This is a genomic window from Chitinophaga sp. (assembly GCF_039596135.1).
Taxonomy (GTDB): Bacteria; Bacteroidota; Bacteroidia; order Chitinophagales; family Chitinophagaceae; genus Chitinophaga.
Genome location: NZ_JBCNKH010000005.1, coordinates 130,716 through 148,273, shown reverse-complemented (window position 1 = coordinate 148,273; position 17,558 = coordinate 130,716). Strand labels below are relative to the sequence as shown.

The window sequence follows — 17,558 nt, the reverse complement described above, 5'->3', positions numbered from 1 at the left end:
CCCCTCTTCATGCTGAAAATCACCATCCGCCGCCTCCTCCGTTTCAGAAAAGCATCTCTCCTGAACATCGCCGGCCTTGCCATCGGCATCGCTGCCGCCGTGATCGTATTCATGATCATCCGCTTTGAAACCAGCTTCGACACCCAGCAACCCAATTACAAAAACATCTACCGCATCGTCACCCAAACCGACTACTCCACAGGTGTACAATACAACTCCGGCGTATCCACCGGTGTGCCTGATGCCTTAAAAACGGAATTCCCGCAAATGGAAAAAGTAGCCACCCTGCAAGCTATCCAGGGTGCTCAATTCGCCGCAGGCGAAAACCGTTTCAGGGAAGATGGTGACACTTACTTTATAGAACCAGCATGGTTCGACCTGTTCCACCAAAAATGGCTCTCCGGTAATCCATCCCAATTAGCAACTCCCAATACAATAGTCTTAGACAAATCCACCGCCGAAAAATACTTCGGCACCTGGCAAAAAGCCCTCGGCCAGGTACTCACATTGGATAATAAATACCCCCTCAAAGTAGCTGGTATCTTAGCAAACGCCCCTGCCAATACCGATTTCCCCCTCCGCATGGTAGTCTCATTTGAAACCCTCCGCCAGCACCCCGACGATTACAGCTATGTAAAAAACGACTGGAGCGGCATGAACGGCCAGCACCAGGTCTTTGTACAATTACCTCCAAATACAGACCCTGCACAAATCAGCAACCGCCTCAAAACCTTCAGCAAGGAACACTTCGCCAATCAAATAATTAAAGTAAGAACACTGCTCTTACTCCCCCTCAGCGAAAATCACTTTGACAGCCGTTTCAGTTATCTCGTCCCCCACGTATCCAGCCATGCCCGTTTACTCACCCTTACCTTCATCGGTATGCTCATCCTGCTCATGGCTATTATCAATTTCATCAACCTCACCACCGCCCAAAGCGCCATCCGCTCCAAAGAAATTGGCATCCGCAAAGTATTAGGTAGCCTGAGAAGACAACTCATCAGGGACCTGCTCTTTGAAACCGCTATCCTTGTAACCATTGCAATCCTACTGGCCATCGGCATTGCGCAATTCTCCCTACCCGCACTACGCGGGTTTACCCCCATACCCACACAGGTACTTAGCATGGAAAATATTGTTTTCCTATTCATCCTGTTAATCTCTGTAACCTTATTCGCTGGCATATACCCAGCTTTTATCGTATCCGGTTATCAACCGCTCAAAGCATTCAAACCCGGTGGTTTCTCCGTACGTCGTGGCTTAGTCATCACTCAATTTGCCATCTCCCAGATCATGATTATTGGCACCATCGTCGCCATGGAGCAGGTACACCTGTTGCAATCTGCTGATCTGGGTTTTAATAAAGAAGCCGTATACACTGTTCCCGGTTTTGGCAATTACGATCTGGCGGCAGCTGATGCACTCAAAACCCGCTTAAAACAATATGCCGGTTTCACCGGCATTACTTTAGCCAATATGCCACCCGCTGCCACCAGCAACTGGATGGACGTTTTTTATTTTGATCAGGGAGCTACCCCCAGCAGTTATAATATTGACATCCGGTGTGGGGATGCCGATTACGTACGCACCTTCGGCCTGCAACTCATAGCGGGCCACAACTACCAGGATGGTAAAAATATCCGGGAGCTCCTCATCAATCAAACCTTTGCAAAGGAATTAGGCTACAAAGACCCGGCAAATGCTGTCGGTCACACAATCAGGATCGGTAATACCGGCAGCTGGCACCAGATTGTAGGCGTAATAAAAGATTTCACCAACAATTCATTGAGAGAACATATACGCCCCTCTGTAGTCATGCCCTGGCGCGAGGCCTGCTGGCTTACCTGCGTGCGGCTCACTGATTTTAAAATGGTAGATGTACTGAAAGAGGAATGGATGAAAGCATTCCCCGGTTATGTATTCAACGGCAGCTTCCTCACACAGCAAATGGAAAACTATTACCAGCAGGAGCAACAGCTTTCCCTGCTTTACAGGCTCTTTGCCGGCATCGCTATATTCATCTCCTGTTTAGGTTTATACGGAATGGTCTCCTTTATGGCGGTGCAAAAGAAAAAAGAGATCGGTATTCGCAAGGTATTAGGTGCATCGGTTGTGAACATACTCTACCTGTTCTGGAAAGAGTTCCTCACCTTAACAGGCATAGCTTTCCTGATAGCCGCACCAGTTGGCTGGTGGCTCATGAACAACTGGTTGCAAAACTTCACTTTGCGTACAGAAGTCGGTGCAACGGTATTCCTGACCGCGATTGTCGCATCGGTGGCCATAGCTTTGCTCACCGTAAGTCACAAAGCAATGACCGCCGCGCTGACCAACCCGGTCCAAAGTATTCAAACGGAATAGACTACTCTTCAAATTCAATGTTTTTGATCTTGTTAGCAAGGTTGTCAATACTTTGCAGCTCGATCTCTATCATTTTCCTTTTCAGTGCTGCTGCTTCTTCAGAAGAGATAAGCCCATCTCTTAATGCTGCTTCTATTTTCTGTAACAGGAGTTTTTTGAATTTCACTACCCGTTTCCGTTTGTAATACGCATTCTTCTCCCGGATAAGGAATTTCCAGATTAAAGAGAAGGCTATTGAAACAGTAGGAGCTATAATAACAAGCCAGGACTTTAGTGGATAATTGTCAGGGAGATTATTAGCCAGTAGTACGAGCAGGGTACCACTGCTTGCGCCAGCTATACTGGCAGATGTAGAGCTTGGTTGCTGGTTATTGAGAGCCTCTGTGGATGGGTTAGCAACCAATGAGTTTGCTTGATCCAAGGAATGAAAATGGTTTTATAGGATTGAATTGAATTTATGGTATTTGGGTCACTTACCTAGTAGTACATCCATCGTGCGAAGAATCTCTTGTGCATCATTCTGTTTTTCCAGTTCAAGTACTACTACCTTTCCTCTTCTGTCCTCCAATACTAAAGCCTTCGGAGGATGGGTGTTATATTTCTTCAGCCTGGCTGATTCCCTCCAGGCACTGATAATAGGTAATGCTAAGGTAGACAGCAAGCTGAAAACAGCTATAATCACTAATATGGTATTAAATATCGCCGACATTAATCATTTGAAGTTTGATAATTTTGGGTAACGATACTAAGATAAGCTTTTTCCCCCGATTCACACATATAATTCTTACTATATTAACATTTCAATTAATGACTGATATTCCTGCCGCAGTGTAGGCTGGTAAAGGGTTTGGGTTTTATTCTTTTGTCTGTTTTCTACTCAATCCGGATTGAGTAAACCACCCCCAACCTCCTGCACCCGGCAGGGAGCCATATTAACCGGCTTCAAACCGAAGCAACTCCCTTCAAAAAAATATTTTCCTTCCCTGTAAGTATTTTATCTAATTTATCTGTCCTATTACAAATGGCCTAACTACCATTATTCCACATTATGAAAGGGGCAAAAATTATCTGTACTGTCAGCAGGGTATGAACAACAATGAAAACATCCGTTTATGGCAGCAGCAAATAGCTGATGATGGCGATGAAAAAGCTTTCGCCACGCTATTCCGTCACTATTACGAACGACTCCTGCACTTTTGCATGCAATACGTGTCTACCCGCGAAGCTGCCGAAGAAATCGTCTCCGACGTATTCGTGAAAATATGGAACCGTCGTACTGAACTCGGCGCCATCTCCAACCTGGAAGTCTACCTGTTCGTAGCGGTTAAAAATCATTCACTTAATTACCTGGAACAATATTCCAACCTCCGGATCACACCGCTGAATGATGATTCAGGGTTAGCTGGTCTGACCACCACAGACCCGGCAAAAACCATGGAATGGAAGGAAATCCTCTTCAAAATGGACCAGGAAGTAAACCGCCTTCCGGATCAGTGCCGGCGCGTGTTTAAACTGATCAAAGAAGAAGGGTTTAAATATAAAGACGTGGCTGAAATATTGAATATATCGCCCCGCACCGTCGAAACGCAATTATTCAGAGCGATGAAACGACTCAATGAAGTGATTGGTCCATTCGTCTCGTTGAAAGTGAAAAAAAAGTAATCTCCCTGTAAGTAGTTTTTAAAATATATCTGTCCTTCTCATACAACCGGCTCCTCATTTATGAACAACGATGAACTTTTTAATACACTAGCCGCCAGGAAACTGGCTGGAGAAGCTACCGCCGAAGAGCTGCAGGAGTTGGATGTCCTAATGCAGGAAAATGATTATTTACGGGAACAATTTAACCTGTTACAATCCTATTTCACCGAAGCTCCTTATCACGCTGCTGCGGATACTGAGCTGGCCCTGCAAAAAACCATGGCACGCATTCATGCCACCCCCACACTCAAACCAAAAACAACTGTGTGGAAATGGCTCAGTGTCGCCGCTGCCGCTATGTTAATACTCGGTGCGGGACTATGGTACGTAGACAAAGCCCACACACCTGTTACACACATAGCAGTCAATGACACCATGCAATGGCTGCACCGCCAGAATGGCAAAGCCACCCGCGCGAGTATAGAACTCGCCGATGGTAGTAAGATCTGGCTCAATGTAGACAGTAAACTCACTTACCCTGAAGTGTTCAACAGCAGCTCCAGGGAGGTCTACCTCACCGGCGAAGCATTCTTTGATATCGCACCCAACCCGGGCCGGCCTTTCATCATCCACCTCGCCAAAGGAAGCGTACATGTACTGGGTACCTCCTTTAACATCCGTGCTTATGATAATGAAGCTGTCCAGACATCCGTACAAACAGGTAAAGTAGCCTTTATTCCTGCTGATAACAAGGATACTATCTTCATCACACCCGATGAAAAAGTAATCTATCAGCCAGCCGCTACGCAATCAATTATTAAAGAACCAACCGCTGCTGAAGACGATAAAGCCTGGACTGAAGGCCGCCTCGTATTCAGAGATAAAACATTGGAAGAAATAGGCACTGAACTGGAAAGAACCTTCGGTAAGAAGATCTCCTTCATCGATGATGCACCACGGCATTACAGGCTCACCGGTTCATTCCAGAACAACAACCTGCAGGATATTATGTATTACCTTGCCAGGTCCAGGTCATTCCACTATAATATAACTGATAGCACATTATTGATAAGTGAATAGCAAATAACAAACATCATCATAATTCACGTTAAGGTACAGGCATCACTAAAAAGGGCTTCCACGTCAGCCCTTTTTAGCCGCCCCCCTACACTGTAAACATTACTGATACACACATAAACCAAAATAGCGTTATGAAAGAAAGACCGCTACGTTTTACTATTCCGGCTACTTTCCGCTCCCTTTTCCTGCCTATGTTCGTCTGTATGATCGTCATGAACATACTCGATCTGCGCGCCCAGATGGCTTTCGCCTCCAACACTGGCCGCTTTTCAGGCGCACAGCAGGTGAATGCCGCCGAAAAGCCTACAGACAACCGCATCTCCCTCCAGGTAAATGATGAAGGACTGGGACAGGTGCTGGAAAAAATTGAAGCCCAGATACCCTTCGTTTTCGTCTACTCCAACGACGAAGTAAAAACAGGGCAAAAAGTCACCCTTACCGTCAAGGATCAACAGCTGGACGATGTGCTGAAACTCCTCTTCTCCCCGCTGGACATCCGATACGAAAAAATCAATAACAAAATCATCCTGCGTCAGGGACGCCAACCCGCCGCTACCTACCAGGCAAACGACCTCAGTGTCGGTGGCCGCGTAGTAGACGCCAGGGGCGTGGGCATCCCTAACGTCAATGTACGTCTGCAAGGTACCAGCATCGGCACCACTACAAATGATGAAGGTTTTTTTACGCTAAAGATCCCAGCTGGGCAAGCCAATGGTACCTTAGTTTGCTCTTCCGTTGGCTACATCCCATCGGAGGTGGGTATCAATGGCAGAACTAATATTACCGTAATGCTCACTGCCGATTCCAAGGACCTGGGAGAGATAGTGATCACAGCTTACGGCTCACAAAAGAAAACCCAGGTAACTGCGGCTATCAATACCATTTCGACGAAGGATATTGAAGGTCGCCCTGTAACAAACATGTTCCAGGCCCTCCAGGGTACTGCCCCCAACCTCATTCTGCAACAACAAAATGCAGAACCAGGGGCTAAACTTACCCTCAATATCCGTGGGGTAGGTAGTCTCACCGGCAACTCCCCACTCATCATTATCGATGGTGTGCAGACCGGCGGCGATGGCTTGCAAAACCTGAATCCTTACGATGTGGAAAGCATCTCCGTGTTGAAAGATGCAGCTTCTTCCGCTATATACGGTTCCCAGGCTGCAAATGGGGTTATCTATATCACCACCAAACGGGGTGCTAAAGACGATAAACCATCCGTAACCTACAACGGCATGTATGGCTGGCAAACACCTACCACGCTGCCCCGCAACGTAGAAGCATGGGAGTACATGACCCTGAAAGATGAAGCACTGGTGAACTCTGGTAAAACACCTCAGTACACACCAGAAGAAATCGCTTACTGGAAACGCAAAGGTTCATATCCTTCCTACATCGATGAAATGATCCGTAACTATACCCCTCAGCAAAACCATAGCTTAAGCCTGACAGGCGGGGGCAAAAGCAGCAGTTACCTGATCTCCCTCGGTTACGTGAACCAGGGCAACATGCTGCAGAACAAATACGTGAACCAGGACTTCTATTATAAACGCTACAATGCCAGGGCCAACCTGGGCGTAGATGTAAGCAAATACGTAAAAGTAAACGCAAACATTGCGTACACTAAATCCTTCTTCCGCCGTCAGTCTGCAGACATTGGTATCCTCATGCGCGACGCGATGCGTACACCACGTATCTATCCTGTAAAAGATTCCCTGGACAACTACGTCGTTCCTGCACTGAACAGTAACAACGTTTTCGCCCAGCTCGATTTGCAGGGCTTTGACCTCGTGGAAAAAGATAACCTGCTCGGCGGGCTGGATGTAACAATCACTCCTGTGAAACACCTGAAGCTGAACTTTAACGCTTCTGGCAATTACACGATCACCAACGATATCAACAGGGTGAATAAGTACAGCTACGCTTCCTATTATACCACTGCCAATCCGCCTACTTACAACCAGTATTCAGAATCTGAATACAAGGATAACAATACGAACGTATACGCAACTGCTGAATACGAAAATACCTTCGGCAAGCATTATGTAAAAGCACAGGTAGGCGCCCGCAGCGATGCGGTGAATGAATTCTATGGTATCAAAGCCAGCCGCTATGGTACCACCAACCTCGATGACCAGTGGGCTATCGGTGGCGGCTATATTCCAAAGCCTGATGGCAGCTATGACTATTCTACCATCGGTACTTACAATGATATCACCAACCCGAACCTCTATGCACTGAACTCCCTCTTTGGCAGGGTGAACTATGTATACGACGATAAATATCTCGCTGAATTTACCTGGCGCTATGATGGTTCTTCCAAACTGGCTCCCGGTCACCGTTGGCAGTTCTTCCCTGCATTCTCCCTGGGTTGGAGGGTGACAGATGAAAAGATCTTCCAGGACTTCAGGGATAAATATGGTAACATCAAGCTGCGTTATTCATGGGGACAAGTGGGTAACTCCAATATCGGAGGCTTTAATTACCTGGCCCGCGTGACCCTCAACTCCGGCAAGTATGCGTTCAACAACGCACCTGCTCCCGGCGCTGATTTCTCGGCTTACAATGAGACCCTGCAATGGGAAATATCTACCATGAGCAACTATGGTGTGGATATGGATCTCTTCAATAACAAGATCACTGCAAGCTTCGATTACTTCAATAAAACGACTACTGGTATCTACCTTTTCCAGGTGGTACCCGGTACAGCAGGTATCGGCTCTTCCCTGCAGAACGTAGGTAAAGTGGAAAACAAAGGATGGGAAATAGCCCTGTCATACCACGCCAAAACAGGCCCTGTGAACCACACTTTCGGCGTCAACTTATCTGACAACCTGAACAGGGTGATCAAATATGGTGAACAGTCCATTCAGGGGGCTGACTTCACGTACATCATCAAAGAAGGATTCCCGATCGCTTCTTACTACGGCTACAAGTCCAATGGCCTGTACCAGAACCTGGACGATATCAAGAATGCACCTAAAGTGCCATTTGCCTACAATCAACAGGTGATGCCCGGCGATATCAAATACATAGACCGTAATGGAGACGGCGTTATCGATGCAAACGACCGTTATGTATTCGGCAATCCATTCCCCCGTTATACATTCGGATTTAACTACAGTGCCAGCTGGCGCAACTTCGACTTCTCCATGTTCTGGCAGGGTGTAGGCAAGCGTTCCCAGTTCCTGCGCGGCGATATCGTAGAGGCATTCCATAACAATGAAGACCATGCCTTTGTACAACACCTGGATCGCTGGACGCCGACTAACCCGGATGCAACATATCCACGTCTCACCATCGGGGCGGCCGATGCCAACAACTTCGCTTATTCAGACTACTGGCTGTTCGACACCCGCTACCTGCGCCTGAAGAACCTGCAATTCGGCTACAACCTGCCTAAGCGTTTTACCGATCGCATAAAGGTACAGGGGGCCAGAATCTACTTCACCAGTCAGAACCTGCTCACATTTACTCCCCGCCGCTTCCACGACCTGGGCGTAGATCCTGAGTTCACCCAGTTCGACGATAAGCTGTCTTTTTCCAATTACAATGCTATTGCAGGACGTAGCTATCCGAATGCAGCTACCTTCTCTTTCGGTATAGACCTGAAATTTTAAACGTATGAAGAGACTACTGATAATACTCATAAGTGCGACTACGCTGTATTCCTGCCGCAAGCTGGATCAGCCTATCACACGCGAATATACTGAGGAAGCCTACTGGCGGGATGCAGACGATGCCCTCGCAGCAGTGAACAGTTGTTACGAAAACATGTCGAACGATGGCTACTTTTTCGGCAACGAAGCACTGAGCGACAATGCTTATGTAAACGGTATTGGCTTTGACAACGTTACCGCTATTGCAGATGGGGCTTACGATCCATCCAATGCAAGAGTGACGAACGAATGGTCATACCGCTACACCTGTATTCGCAAGTGTAACACCGTCGTATTGAATATAGACAAGGTGCCGGGCATGGATTCTACCCTGAAGAAAAGAATCCTGGCCGAAGCCCGTTTTATTCGTGCCTACTCTTATTTCCAGCTGGCAGACTGGTATGGAGATGTGCCCTTCTATACCAACCTCATCACCATCAGCGAAGCAAAGACTATCGCCCGTACACCAAAGGCGGATGTCCTCAGCTTTGTGCAGTCAGAGCTGGCAGCCATTCGTGGAGACCTGCCTGTGAATACAGCTTATGCTGCTCAGGACAGGGGCCGCATTACCCGTGGTGCTGCCATCGCTTTCAGTGCCCGGGTACACCTGTACAAAGGAGAGTGGCAGGCCGTGGTGGATGATTGTGAACAACTCATCGGCAAAACTGATAATGGTACCTATAGCCTTCAATCCAGCTATAAAAACATCTTTAGCATCAACAATGAATATAACAGCGAGGTGATCCTCGACCTGCAATATGGAGGCGGCCGTACCTTCGCTACCCAACGTAGCTTCCTGCCGCAGACAGTGGCATTGCTGAGAAGTGTGCTGGTGCCTACACAAGACCTGGTAGACGATTATATCATGCTGAATGGTAAAGGTATTGCTGAAACGGGTTCCGGCTACAACGAAAGTAATCCCTACACCAACAGGGATCCCCGCTTTGAAGCGACCATCCTGCATGATGGTTCTACGATCACAGACTTTAACGGTACAGTACAAACGATTCTCACACAGCCCGGTTCTAATCCTGCTACCAATAGTGTGGATGACCAGGGGGCTTCTCCCACCGGCTATTACTTTTACAAATATTACGATCCAACCGCCAGCAACTACAATTCCAGCCTGAACCTGATCATGATCCGCTATGCAGAGGTATTGCTGATGTATGCAGAAGCAAAGAATGAACTGGGACAACTGGATGCGAACGTATGGAATACTACTGTGCGTGCATTGCGTGTACGTGCCGGTTTTACTGATGCAGGTGCCACTGAATATCCTTCGGCCACTACCGATCAGCTCAGAACCGTCGTACGCCGCGAAAGACGTGCAGAACTGGCGTTCGAAGGTATCCGCCCATTCGATATCCGTCGCTGGAAAATAGCTGACCAGGTACTGGCCAGACCAGTAAGAGGGATCAAGGTATCCGGCGGTGCTTTCAATAAAGATGCAAATGGATACATCATTGTGGAAAACAGGCTTTTCAACAATCCAAAGCATTACCTCTGGCCGGTGCCTACATTTGAACGCGACCAAAACAGCAACCTCGGACAAAACCAGGGTTGGTAGAATTTCCACTTATTTTAAAAATGCTGCAACACATGAAAACATACTTCCTGCATATATTAGCCATCATGTCCCTGCTGGCTGTGAGCTGTAAAAAGGACGACTATAAACTCAATACGAACATGAAGCCGGTACCTGCACTGAGCGCGCCGGTAGACGATAAGTATATCAAACTGCAACCTACCACCAGTGCAGCTGTATCCTTCGAATGGGAACAGGCACGCGCCGAAGATGGCTCACTGGTGCTGTACGAGGTAGTGTTCGACAAGGAAGATGGTGACTTCTCTGCACCACTGGCTACCATCGCTTCCGATGGGGGTGGGGTAAATAACAAACTGACCCTGTCTCACAAAGACCTGAACACCATTGCTGCCAAAGCTGGTATCGCTTCTCTCGCTGTGGGCAAACTGAAATGGACAGTCAACTCCGCAAAAGGGTACAACATCCTGAAAGCTGCTGAAACCCGTACCATCGAAGTAGAAAGGCCAAACGGCTTTGCAGAAATTCCGGTAGATGTATTCCTTACCGGTGCTGCTACTGAGGGTGGTGATAACCTGGCGGCTGCATTGAAAATGAAGTCTACATCAGCCGGCGTATTTGAAATCTATACTTCCCTGAAAAATGGTACCTACCATTTCACAGACAGAAATACCGGTACACCTGCTACCTTCTATATTGATGGTGGTGCGGTAAAACAAAATGGCGAAAGCACACAGGCAGGCGGCACAAAAGTATATCGCCTGCAACTAGACTTCAACAACGCTGCTGCTACCGTGACAGAAATTACCTCTCTCGGCCTGTGGTTCGCTCCTGAAAACAAAATTATGTATACACTGGATTATGTGAGCAATGGTGTATGGTCCTTCAAAAATCAGCCGATCACCTTCCACCAGGAATCATGGGGGCGTGACGAACGTTACAAATTCCGCCTGGGTGTAACTGCTGCAGATGGTACCACCGGTTACGAATGGTGGGGTTCTTCCAACGCAGACAACAGCCGTCCTACAGCTGCCACACCGCTGTCCTTCTGGGAGCTGCACCTGATCACCAATAGCGATCAGTACAACTACTGTTTCAAATTTAACGGTGATGTAGATACTAAAAACTGTGATGTGAATGTATACTTCTCTCCTGACAAGACGTATACGCATGAAGTGATCATTAAATAAATTATTGAATTATGCGCAAATTGATAATTGTTGGCACCTTACTCATCACAGGGTTTACTTCCTGCCTGAAAGAGCCTGTGGACGATGGTCCCGGCCCCGGGGCAGGTGCTGTGAGCTATGTGTATAACTGGCCTGCTATCGCTGATTCTACAGAGAAGTCACTGATCAGCGGCTGGTACAATCAGAGTGGTAATTACTTTAACAAGAACAATAGTAGTGATCAGACCTTCAACTACTGGCCCAATGCTCATGCACTGGATGTACTGGTAGATGCGTACCTGCGTACAGGAGATGCTGTCATCAAGGCCCGTATGGATAAGTTGCTGGATGGTGTACAGGTAAAGAACGGCAATACCATCATCAATCACTTCTATGATGATATGGAATGGATGACACTGGCCTGCCTGCGTGCATATGAAGCCACCAGTGATGCGCGCTACAAAACAGCCGCTACCACCCTGTGGGCAGATATCAAAGGTGGATGGGATGATACTTTTGGCGGTGGTATTTACTGGAACAAGGACCGTCAAAATAAGAATACGCCCGCCAATGCGCCCGCCAGTATCATCGCTTCCCGCTTTTACCAGCTGGATCATAAAGGTGATGACCTGGCCTGGGCCAAAAAGATCTACCAGTGGCAAAAGGATCATCTTGTAGATCCTACTACCGGCCTGGTTTGGGATGGGCTGGATGCCAGTGGTACAAACAAAGCCTGGAAATTTACCTACAACCAGGGTGTGTTTATCGGTGCAGCAGTAGAGTTGTACAAACTAACCGGCGATAACACATACCTGTCTGATGCATTGAGAACGGCAAATAATTCCCTGGGTAGTGAGTTCACCAACAATAACATTTTCAAAGATGAAGGTGGAGGAGATGGTGGCCTCTTTAAAGGAGTATTAGTACGTTACCTGATGTTGCTCATTACAGATGGCAGCATCTCCAGCACTGACCAGGCAAAATTTGCCAATTCCTTATTACTGAATGCACAAACCATGTGGCTGCAGGGTACTACCCGTCCACAGGTGATCTTTAATACGAACTGGACCAGCACAGCTACCACCACAGATCTGACTACCCAGCTCAGCGGATCTATGTTGATAGAAGCTGTCGCCAGGCTAAAAGAACTGGAATTGATTGACTAATTTTATATCTCCGGCCTTAGCCGGAGATATAAAAATCCACAAGCATGCTTAAATACTCAGGTCTCATGATGCTGCTATGCCTGCATAGCAGCATTTTCGCGCAGTCATCTGCCAACCAAAAACACGCAGATACACTCTGGTCAGCAGTTACTAAAAATCTGTATGACGCGCCAAACAAACTCTATTACGAAACCACCAACAAGGAGAAAAGAGAAAACCCGCATTCCTATCTCTGGCCGCTCTGTGGCCTCATCCAGGCTGCCAACGAAATGGAAGCCATTCACCCGGGCAGGAGCTACATGCCCACCGTTATTACGGCTATCAATGCTTATTACGACAGGAAGGCCCCGGCACCGGGATACGACTCCTATGTTGTGAAAGAAAAGGGCGGAGACAGGTTCTATGACGACAATCAGTGGATTGCCATCGCTTACCTGGATGCCTACCACCGCACAAAGAAAAAATGGTACCTTGAAAAAGCCACGGAAATTTATAAATTTATGATGACGGGCTTTGATACTATATCCGGCGGTGGTTTATACTGGAAAGAGGGTGATAAGGGTGGTAAAAACACCTGCTCCAATGGCCCTGGTGTATTGGTAGCCTTACAGTTATACCAGGCTACCCACCAGAAAAGCTATCTCGACACAGCCCTGCTGTTGTACAATTGGGTCAACAAATACCTGCAGGCGCCTGAAGGCTTTTATTACGACATGATCCATGTGCCATCGTTGAAAATCGACTCCGCTACCTATACCTACAATGCGGGTACGATGCTGGAAGCCAATGTAAAACTATATCATATTACTAAGGATAAGCATTACCTGGAAGCTGCACAACACATAGCAGCCGGCAGTTATGCTCACTTTTTCCGGCAGGGCAGATTTCCATATTCCTATTGGTTCAATGCTGTTCTGCTCAGAGGGTACGAAGCACTGTATGCTGTGGATGGTAACCGACAGTATATCAATGCAATGCAGGAAGATGCCGACAAAGTATGGGCCACCGAAAGCGATGAAAGAGGATTGGTAGGCCGTAAGACGGACAAAGATTTATTAGGACAAACAGGGATGATGGAAATTTATGCCCGCCTTGCCCGGATAAAATAAGTATCTTTGTTGTTCTATGAAATACAGAAATACAAAAGGTTACCTCTGAATCAGGGTAACCTTTTGTGTTTCATGGCATAACCATTAATATGTATACCGTTTATATCCTTTTTTCCCGGAGGTACCAGAAAATCTATACCGGACACACGACTGATCTTGTAAAAAGATTTCACTTTCACAATGTGCATGGGCGCCAGAAAGGCACCCTGCAGTACAGGCCATGGGAGGTCATCTACCTGCAAAACTTCGACGATAAGATCTCTGCAATGAAACATGAATGGCTGCTCAAATCCGGCAAAGGTCGCGCATGGATATGGTCCCGCATCAAGGAGGAGTTTTATGCAAACGGATATATCAGTGGATCTGTTACTTCCGTCCACGGCCTATCAGAAATATGATCAGGAACACCACAACCGCTACACCAATGATCCCTGTCCATACGCCTGCTTTAAAAATACCGCCTACTACTTCGCAGCTGCTTAACAGTATGATGGCAAAACCCAGTAACGCAAGTTGTAAGTTTTTCATAATCTTAGCTTTATCAACTGGTATATCATACAGTGTGCCAGATGCAACCTTGCTTTATAGTGAAGACATTTAAGGGGTACTTATCAGCGTTCCCGTGGCAGGTTTTCCACTCTTAGGGTATCATTGTGTTTCTGAAAGTGCGAAAGCACTTTCAGAAACTAAGGCTTTGATGGATTGGGCCGCTGCTGCCAGAACATCGGATCCATATTGATCTGTACCTGCTGCGGCGTTGGGTGCGCAATCGTAATCCCCGCTTTCTGCAGGGAAGCATAGATCGCCGTTAGTACGCCACTCTTCATACTCCCCGCCTGTCCTAAATCATTAATCCAGAAGAATGCCTGGAAGTCCATTGCCCCATCTCTGAAATTACTCAGCAACACCGTTGGCTCCGGCGCCGTCATCACCCCTTCATACTGTTGCAGGCATTGCTTCATCACCTGTATTACCTTGTTAATGTCCGCACCATACGTTACGCCTACACTGATGTCTACTCTACGCGACCGGCTACTCAATGTCCAGTTCACCAGCTGCTGTGCAATCAATTCTCCATTGGGCACAATCACCTCCGATCCATCTCCCGCCGAAATCCTGCTGGATCTGATACCAATCTCTTTTACCACACCCGTACGGTTGCCCAGCTCAATAGTATCGCCCACCTCAATCGGTTTTTCAAAAGCCAGTATAATCCCCGATACCAGGTTATTCACAATATTCTGCAGCCCAAACCCGATACCTACACCCAACGCCCCCACGACAATCGCCAGCTTATCTAACGGTATCCCCGAAGCAGCAAATGCCAGCAATACACCCGCTCCTAAAACCGCCAGCCTCAGTAACAACATATAAGAACCCCAGCCTTTGCGGGCCGGTACATTGTTCCCTGTATATCCCAATAGGAAAGTTAATAACTGGCTCAGGACCGAAGACACCCAGATGATCAACAGGAAAACAATCACCCCTCCAAAAGTAAAAGCAAAACTGCCGATCTTTCTCTCCGCTACCAGCATATCCGCAACTATTTCATACAGGGCGTCGTACACATACAGGTTCCTTGCTATCAGCACCAGGTAACCCAGGGTCGCTATCACATACAGGATCGATTTCAACCTTGCCTTGATATGCTGATAATCGAGGAAAGATACAAACGTACTGGAATGCTTATTCGCCTCCACGTGCAGGTAAATGGCCTCCATCAGGATCTCTACAGTGAGCACGATCGCCAGTGACATAGTGATACTCACCACACCTGCCGCGCCAAAGATCTTCGCTGCTGTAACACGCGCAATGGTCACCAGGAACAATGACAACCCACTCATCATTATAAAAACCCACACCGCATGTTTCGCATATTTCGGCAATGGCAGCTTGGTCTGTTTAATACTATGCAACAGGTAATAGCCCAGGATCACACCTAATATCGCACCTGTAAAGATGCCCCATTGCTCGGTAAACGTGGCCTGGATCAACAGGTTGTTCACACAGTATAACCCTAACAGGCCTACGAGCAGGACCCATCTTCTGAATAAGTGCCCGGGCAGATATTTCTTTATGATTACAGAGGTGCAAATCACGGCTATACCCCATGTGATTTCCGTAAATAATATCGGGTACTGAATATTCAGCATAGCAGACAGTGTGGCTATCAACAACAAGGTACCCGCAATGGGATGTACAATTACATACCTGATTTGCTGCAGGATGGTCTCCGATTCCTGACCAGGATGATCTCTCCTGATTCGCCTTATATTTGAAATCACCCACCATGCAAACCCTACTGCTGCCAGTAGCCAGAAGATGATCATCGGTCTCCTGATCATAAAGAAGATCTGCAGCACATGCATGTTTTTTGCGACCGATCGCTGTAATACATGTGGAAAAGTCGGGCCCTTCTTGCCCGGTAGCGGCGGTTCCCATAGATAACTGAAGTCTTTTGCGAACATCCGCACACTATATTTCGATAACTGAAAGTCCATATCCTCCAGCAGGTTCGTGGATTCCAGGTATCGTTTTGCTACTTTATTCTGTAATAATCCAAGGAATAAAAGGTTGCGTTTATTCGCACTGTCCACCTGTCTCCATTTGGTAATCAGTGTAGCCATTTGCCCCACATAAATATCCCGCAGTTCATCTTCTGCAGGTATATCCCGCATGGTGGTATCTTTGCGTAATTGCTGCAGGGTATCCGTGATGTTGACTAGCTTATCATAGTATTTGAATAACTGGTCCTGCCAGGCATCCAGCCGCCATTCCAGTTGTACGAGCAGGACCCGGTTCGTGTATAGGTCCATCACATTCGGGGTACTCCCAAGTGCTGTAATGTCCCGTTTCACTACATTCAGCGAAGAGTCAATCAGGGGAAGCCGTTCACTGATTTCAGTGGTGTCCATTCCCCGTTTTAGTATGCTCATCACCTCATTGAGCATGAGGGTATAGCTCTCCAGCCGGGTTATCAGCACAGCTACAGAGGTGTCGGAAAGGTGTAATTTGGATTTCCCCGAGGCGCTGTCTTTCACCTGTTGTGAAATGATTTTGCTGAGGGTTGCGCTATCCAGGGGTTTAGTAGCAGGGGTCTGTGCGTGTAGCAAAACCACATGACACAATAATAACAGGGGTAAGATTAACCTGACCTTCATGTATTAGCAGATTAAAAAAGAATATGGCTCTGAGTGAGTTATAATCACCCAAAGCCATATCAATAAAAATACCGGATTTTTATTTTTCCCACTTCACTTTTTCAGACATTGGCTTTAAGCGTCTGCCTTCAGGCATGGGGTCGTCAGAATAACCCAGGTAAAAGATGCCAAGTACCTTATCATCCTCGCCCAGTGAAAGGTAATCTTTCATGGCAGGAGAGAAGGTCATACCACCGGACCCCCAGTAACCAGCCAGTCCCAGGGCAGTAGCGCCCAGCCAGAGGTTCTGTGTGGCACAGGCCACTGCAGCAATCTCTTCAATTTCAGGAATACCTGGTTTGTTGCCGCGCTTCATACAGAGCACGATCACATGAGAAGCCAGGTCGCCCTGTGTTTTCAGTTTTTCGTAGTTGCCCGGGATAAATTTATCAGGGGCAGTATTGGCTTTGTACATCTCAGCGTGTGCTGCACAAAAGCGTTTTACGGCGTCGCCGCTAAATACCGGAAAGTACCATGGCTCAGTATAGCCATGAGTAGGGGCCCAGTCAGCCAGTTCGAGGAGGGCCTGAATTTGTTCGTCCGGAATGCGTTTGCCATTCATGGCAAAGGGCTTTATATTCCGGCGGGTGGTGATAATGCTCTTCAATTGGTCAAAGTCCATGCGCG

General features: G+C 47.3%; 14 protein-coding genes. 9 read left to right on the top strand and 5 right to left on the bottom strand.

All coding sequences use genetic code 11. From position 1 onward, the window contains the following. Positions 1-9: 9 nt before the first annotated feature. Positions 10-2,361, top strand: coding sequence for an ABC transporter permease (locus ABDW16_RS05945; RefSeq protein WP_343668375.1), 2,352 nt, complete (start codon positions 10-12; stop codon positions 2,359-2,361). A 1-nt stretch (position 2,362) separates the two neighbouring features. On the opposite strand, the gene ABDW16_RS05940 is transcribed toward ABDW16_RS05945, so the two are convergent. After that, the gene (locus tag ABDW16_RS05940) at positions 2,363-2,782 is read right to left on the bottom strand and encodes a hypothetical protein (protein WP_343668373.1); all 420 of its coding nucleotides are present in this window, start codon (positions 2,780-2,782) and stop codon (positions 2,363-2,365) included. Positions 2,783-2,830: 48 nt separating this feature from the next. Continuing rightward, positions 2,831-3,070 (bottom strand): hypothetical protein, encoded by a 240-nt coding sequence (locus ABDW16_RS05935; RefSeq protein ID WP_116851416.1) that lies wholly within the window; start codon positions 3,068-3,070, stop codon positions 2,831-2,833. A gap of 377 nt (positions 3,071-3,447) precedes the next feature. On the opposite strand from ABDW16_RS05935, the gene ABDW16_RS05930 reads away from it, so the two are divergent. The 8 genes from ABDW16_RS05930 (at position 3,448) to ABDW16_RS05895 (ending at position 14,129) form a co-directional block, all read left to right on the top strand. Then, a complete protein-coding gene (locus tag ABDW16_RS05930) occupies positions 3,448-4,023 on the top strand; it encodes an RNA polymerase sigma-70 factor (RefSeq protein ID WP_343668371.1) in 576 nt (191 codons plus the stop codon). A 60-nt stretch (positions 4,024-4,083) separates the two neighbouring features. After that, a complete protein-coding gene (locus tag ABDW16_RS05925) occupies positions 4,084-5,082 on the top strand; it encodes a FecR domain-containing protein (RefSeq protein WP_343668370.1) in 999 nt (332 codons plus the stop codon). Between the two features lie 131 nt (positions 5,083-5,213). Next, complete coding sequence (locus ABDW16_RS05920; protein WP_343668368.1) at positions 5,214-8,702, top strand: TonB-dependent receptor; 3,489 nt, start codon at positions 5,214-5,216, stop codon at positions 8,700-8,702. 4 nt (positions 8,703-8,706) lie between these two features. After that, positions 8,707-10,311 (top strand): RagB/SusD family nutrient uptake outer membrane protein, encoded by a 1,605-nt coding sequence (locus tag ABDW16_RS05915; protein ID WP_343668367.1) that lies wholly within the window; start codon positions 8,707-8,709, stop codon positions 10,309-10,311. A gap of 32 nt (positions 10,312-10,343) precedes the next feature. Next, positions 10,344-11,477: a SusE domain-containing protein gene (locus tag ABDW16_RS05910; protein ID WP_343668365.1), complete on the top strand. Its 1,134-nt coding sequence runs from the start codon at positions 10,344-10,346 to the stop codon at positions 11,475-11,477. An 11-nt stretch (positions 11,478-11,488) separates the two neighbouring features. Beyond that, positions 11,489-12,622 carry a glycoside hydrolase family 76 protein gene (locus tag ABDW16_RS05905; RefSeq protein WP_343668364.1) on the top strand — a complete coding sequence of 378 codons (1,134 nt, stop codon included), beginning with the start codon at positions 11,489-11,491 and terminating at the stop codon, positions 12,620-12,622. Between the two features lie 44 nt (positions 12,623-12,666). Beyond that, entirely contained in the window at positions 12,667-13,731 is a 1,065-nt protein-coding gene (locus ABDW16_RS05900; RefSeq protein ID WP_343668363.1) for a glycoside hydrolase family 76 protein, read from the top strand. Positions 13,732-13,820: 89 nt separating this feature from the next. Next, complete coding sequence (locus ABDW16_RS05895; RefSeq protein ID WP_343668361.1) at positions 13,821-14,129, top strand: GIY-YIG nuclease family protein; 309 nt, start codon at positions 13,821-13,823, stop codon at positions 14,127-14,129. Here the strand turns inward: ABDW16_RS05895 and ABDW16_RS05890 are convergent. The 3 genes from ABDW16_RS05890 to ABDW16_RS05880 all read right to left on the bottom strand — a co-directional run bounded on the left by ABDW16_RS05890 (position 14,098) and on the right by ABDW16_RS05880 (position 17,553). Further along, complete coding sequence (locus ABDW16_RS05890) at positions 14,098-14,259, bottom strand: phosphatidate cytidylyltransferase (RefSeq protein ID WP_343668359.1); 162 nt, start codon at positions 14,257-14,259, stop codon at positions 14,098-14,100. The two genes, ABDW16_RS05895 and ABDW16_RS05890, sit on opposite strands and share 32 nt — an antisense overlap. A 158-nt stretch (positions 14,260-14,417) precedes the next feature. After that, the gene (locus ABDW16_RS05885) at positions 14,418-16,892 is read right to left on the bottom strand and encodes a mechanosensitive ion channel domain-containing protein (RefSeq protein ID WP_343668356.1); all 2,475 of its coding nucleotides are present in this window, start codon (positions 16,890-16,892) and stop codon (positions 14,418-14,420) included. A gap of 79 nt (positions 16,893-16,971) precedes the next feature. Further along, the gene (locus tag ABDW16_RS05880) at positions 16,972-17,553 is read right to left on the bottom strand and encodes a nitroreductase (RefSeq protein WP_343668355.1); all 582 of its coding nucleotides are present in this window, start codon (positions 17,551-17,553) and stop codon (positions 16,972-16,974) included. Positions 17,554-17,558: the final 5 nt, after the last annotated feature.

What these genes read in the sequence shown, in the direction of transcription:
- ABDW16_RS05920 (WP_343668368.1), top strand. Translation starts at nt 5,214, where the DNA reads ATGAAAGAAAGACCGCTACGTTTTACTATTCCGGCTACTTTCCGCTCC.
- ABDW16_RS05895 (WP_343668361.1), top strand. Translation starts at nt 13,821, where the DNA reads ATGTATACCGTTTATATCCTTTTTTCCCGGAGGTACCAGAAAATCTAT.
- ABDW16_RS05885 (WP_343668356.1), bottom strand. Translation starts at nt 16,892, where the DNA reads ATGAAGGTCAGGTTAATCTTACCCCTGTTATTATTGTGTCATGTGGTT.
- ABDW16_RS05930 (WP_343668371.1), top strand. Translation starts at nt 3,448, where the DNA reads ATGAACAACAATGAAAACATCCGTTTATGGCAGCAGCAAATAGCTGAT.
- ABDW16_RS05880 (WP_343668355.1), bottom strand. Translation starts at nt 17,553, where the DNA reads ATGGACTTTGACCAATTGAAGAGCATTATCACCACCCGCCGGAATATA.
- ABDW16_RS05910 (WP_343668365.1), top strand. Translation starts at nt 10,344, where the DNA reads ATGAAAACATACTTCCTGCATATATTAGCCATCATGTCCCTGCTGGCT.
- ABDW16_RS05905 (WP_343668364.1), top strand. Translation starts at nt 11,489, where the DNA reads ATGCGCAAATTGATAATTGTTGGCACCTTACTCATCACAGGGTTTACT.
- ABDW16_RS05945 (WP_343668375.1), top strand. Translation starts at nt 10, where the DNA reads ATGCTGAAAATCACCATCCGCCGCCTCCTCCGTTTCAGAAAAGCATCT.
- ABDW16_RS05915 (WP_343668367.1), top strand. Translation starts at nt 8,707, where the DNA reads ATGAAGAGACTACTGATAATACTCATAAGTGCGACTACGCTGTATTCC.
- ABDW16_RS05935 (WP_116851416.1), bottom strand. Translation starts at nt 3,070, where the DNA reads ATGTCGGCGATATTTAATACCATATTAGTGATTATAGCTGTTTTCAGC.
- ABDW16_RS05890 (WP_343668359.1), bottom strand. Translation starts at nt 14,259, where the DNA reads ATGAAAAACTTACAACTTGCGTTACTGGGTTTTGCCATCATACTGTTA.
- ABDW16_RS05900 (WP_343668363.1), top strand. Translation starts at nt 12,667, where the DNA reads ATGCTTAAATACTCAGGTCTCATGATGCTGCTATGCCTGCATAGCAGC.
- ABDW16_RS05925 (WP_343668370.1), top strand. Translation starts at nt 4,084, where the DNA reads ATGAACAACGATGAACTTTTTAATACACTAGCCGCCAGGAAACTGGCT.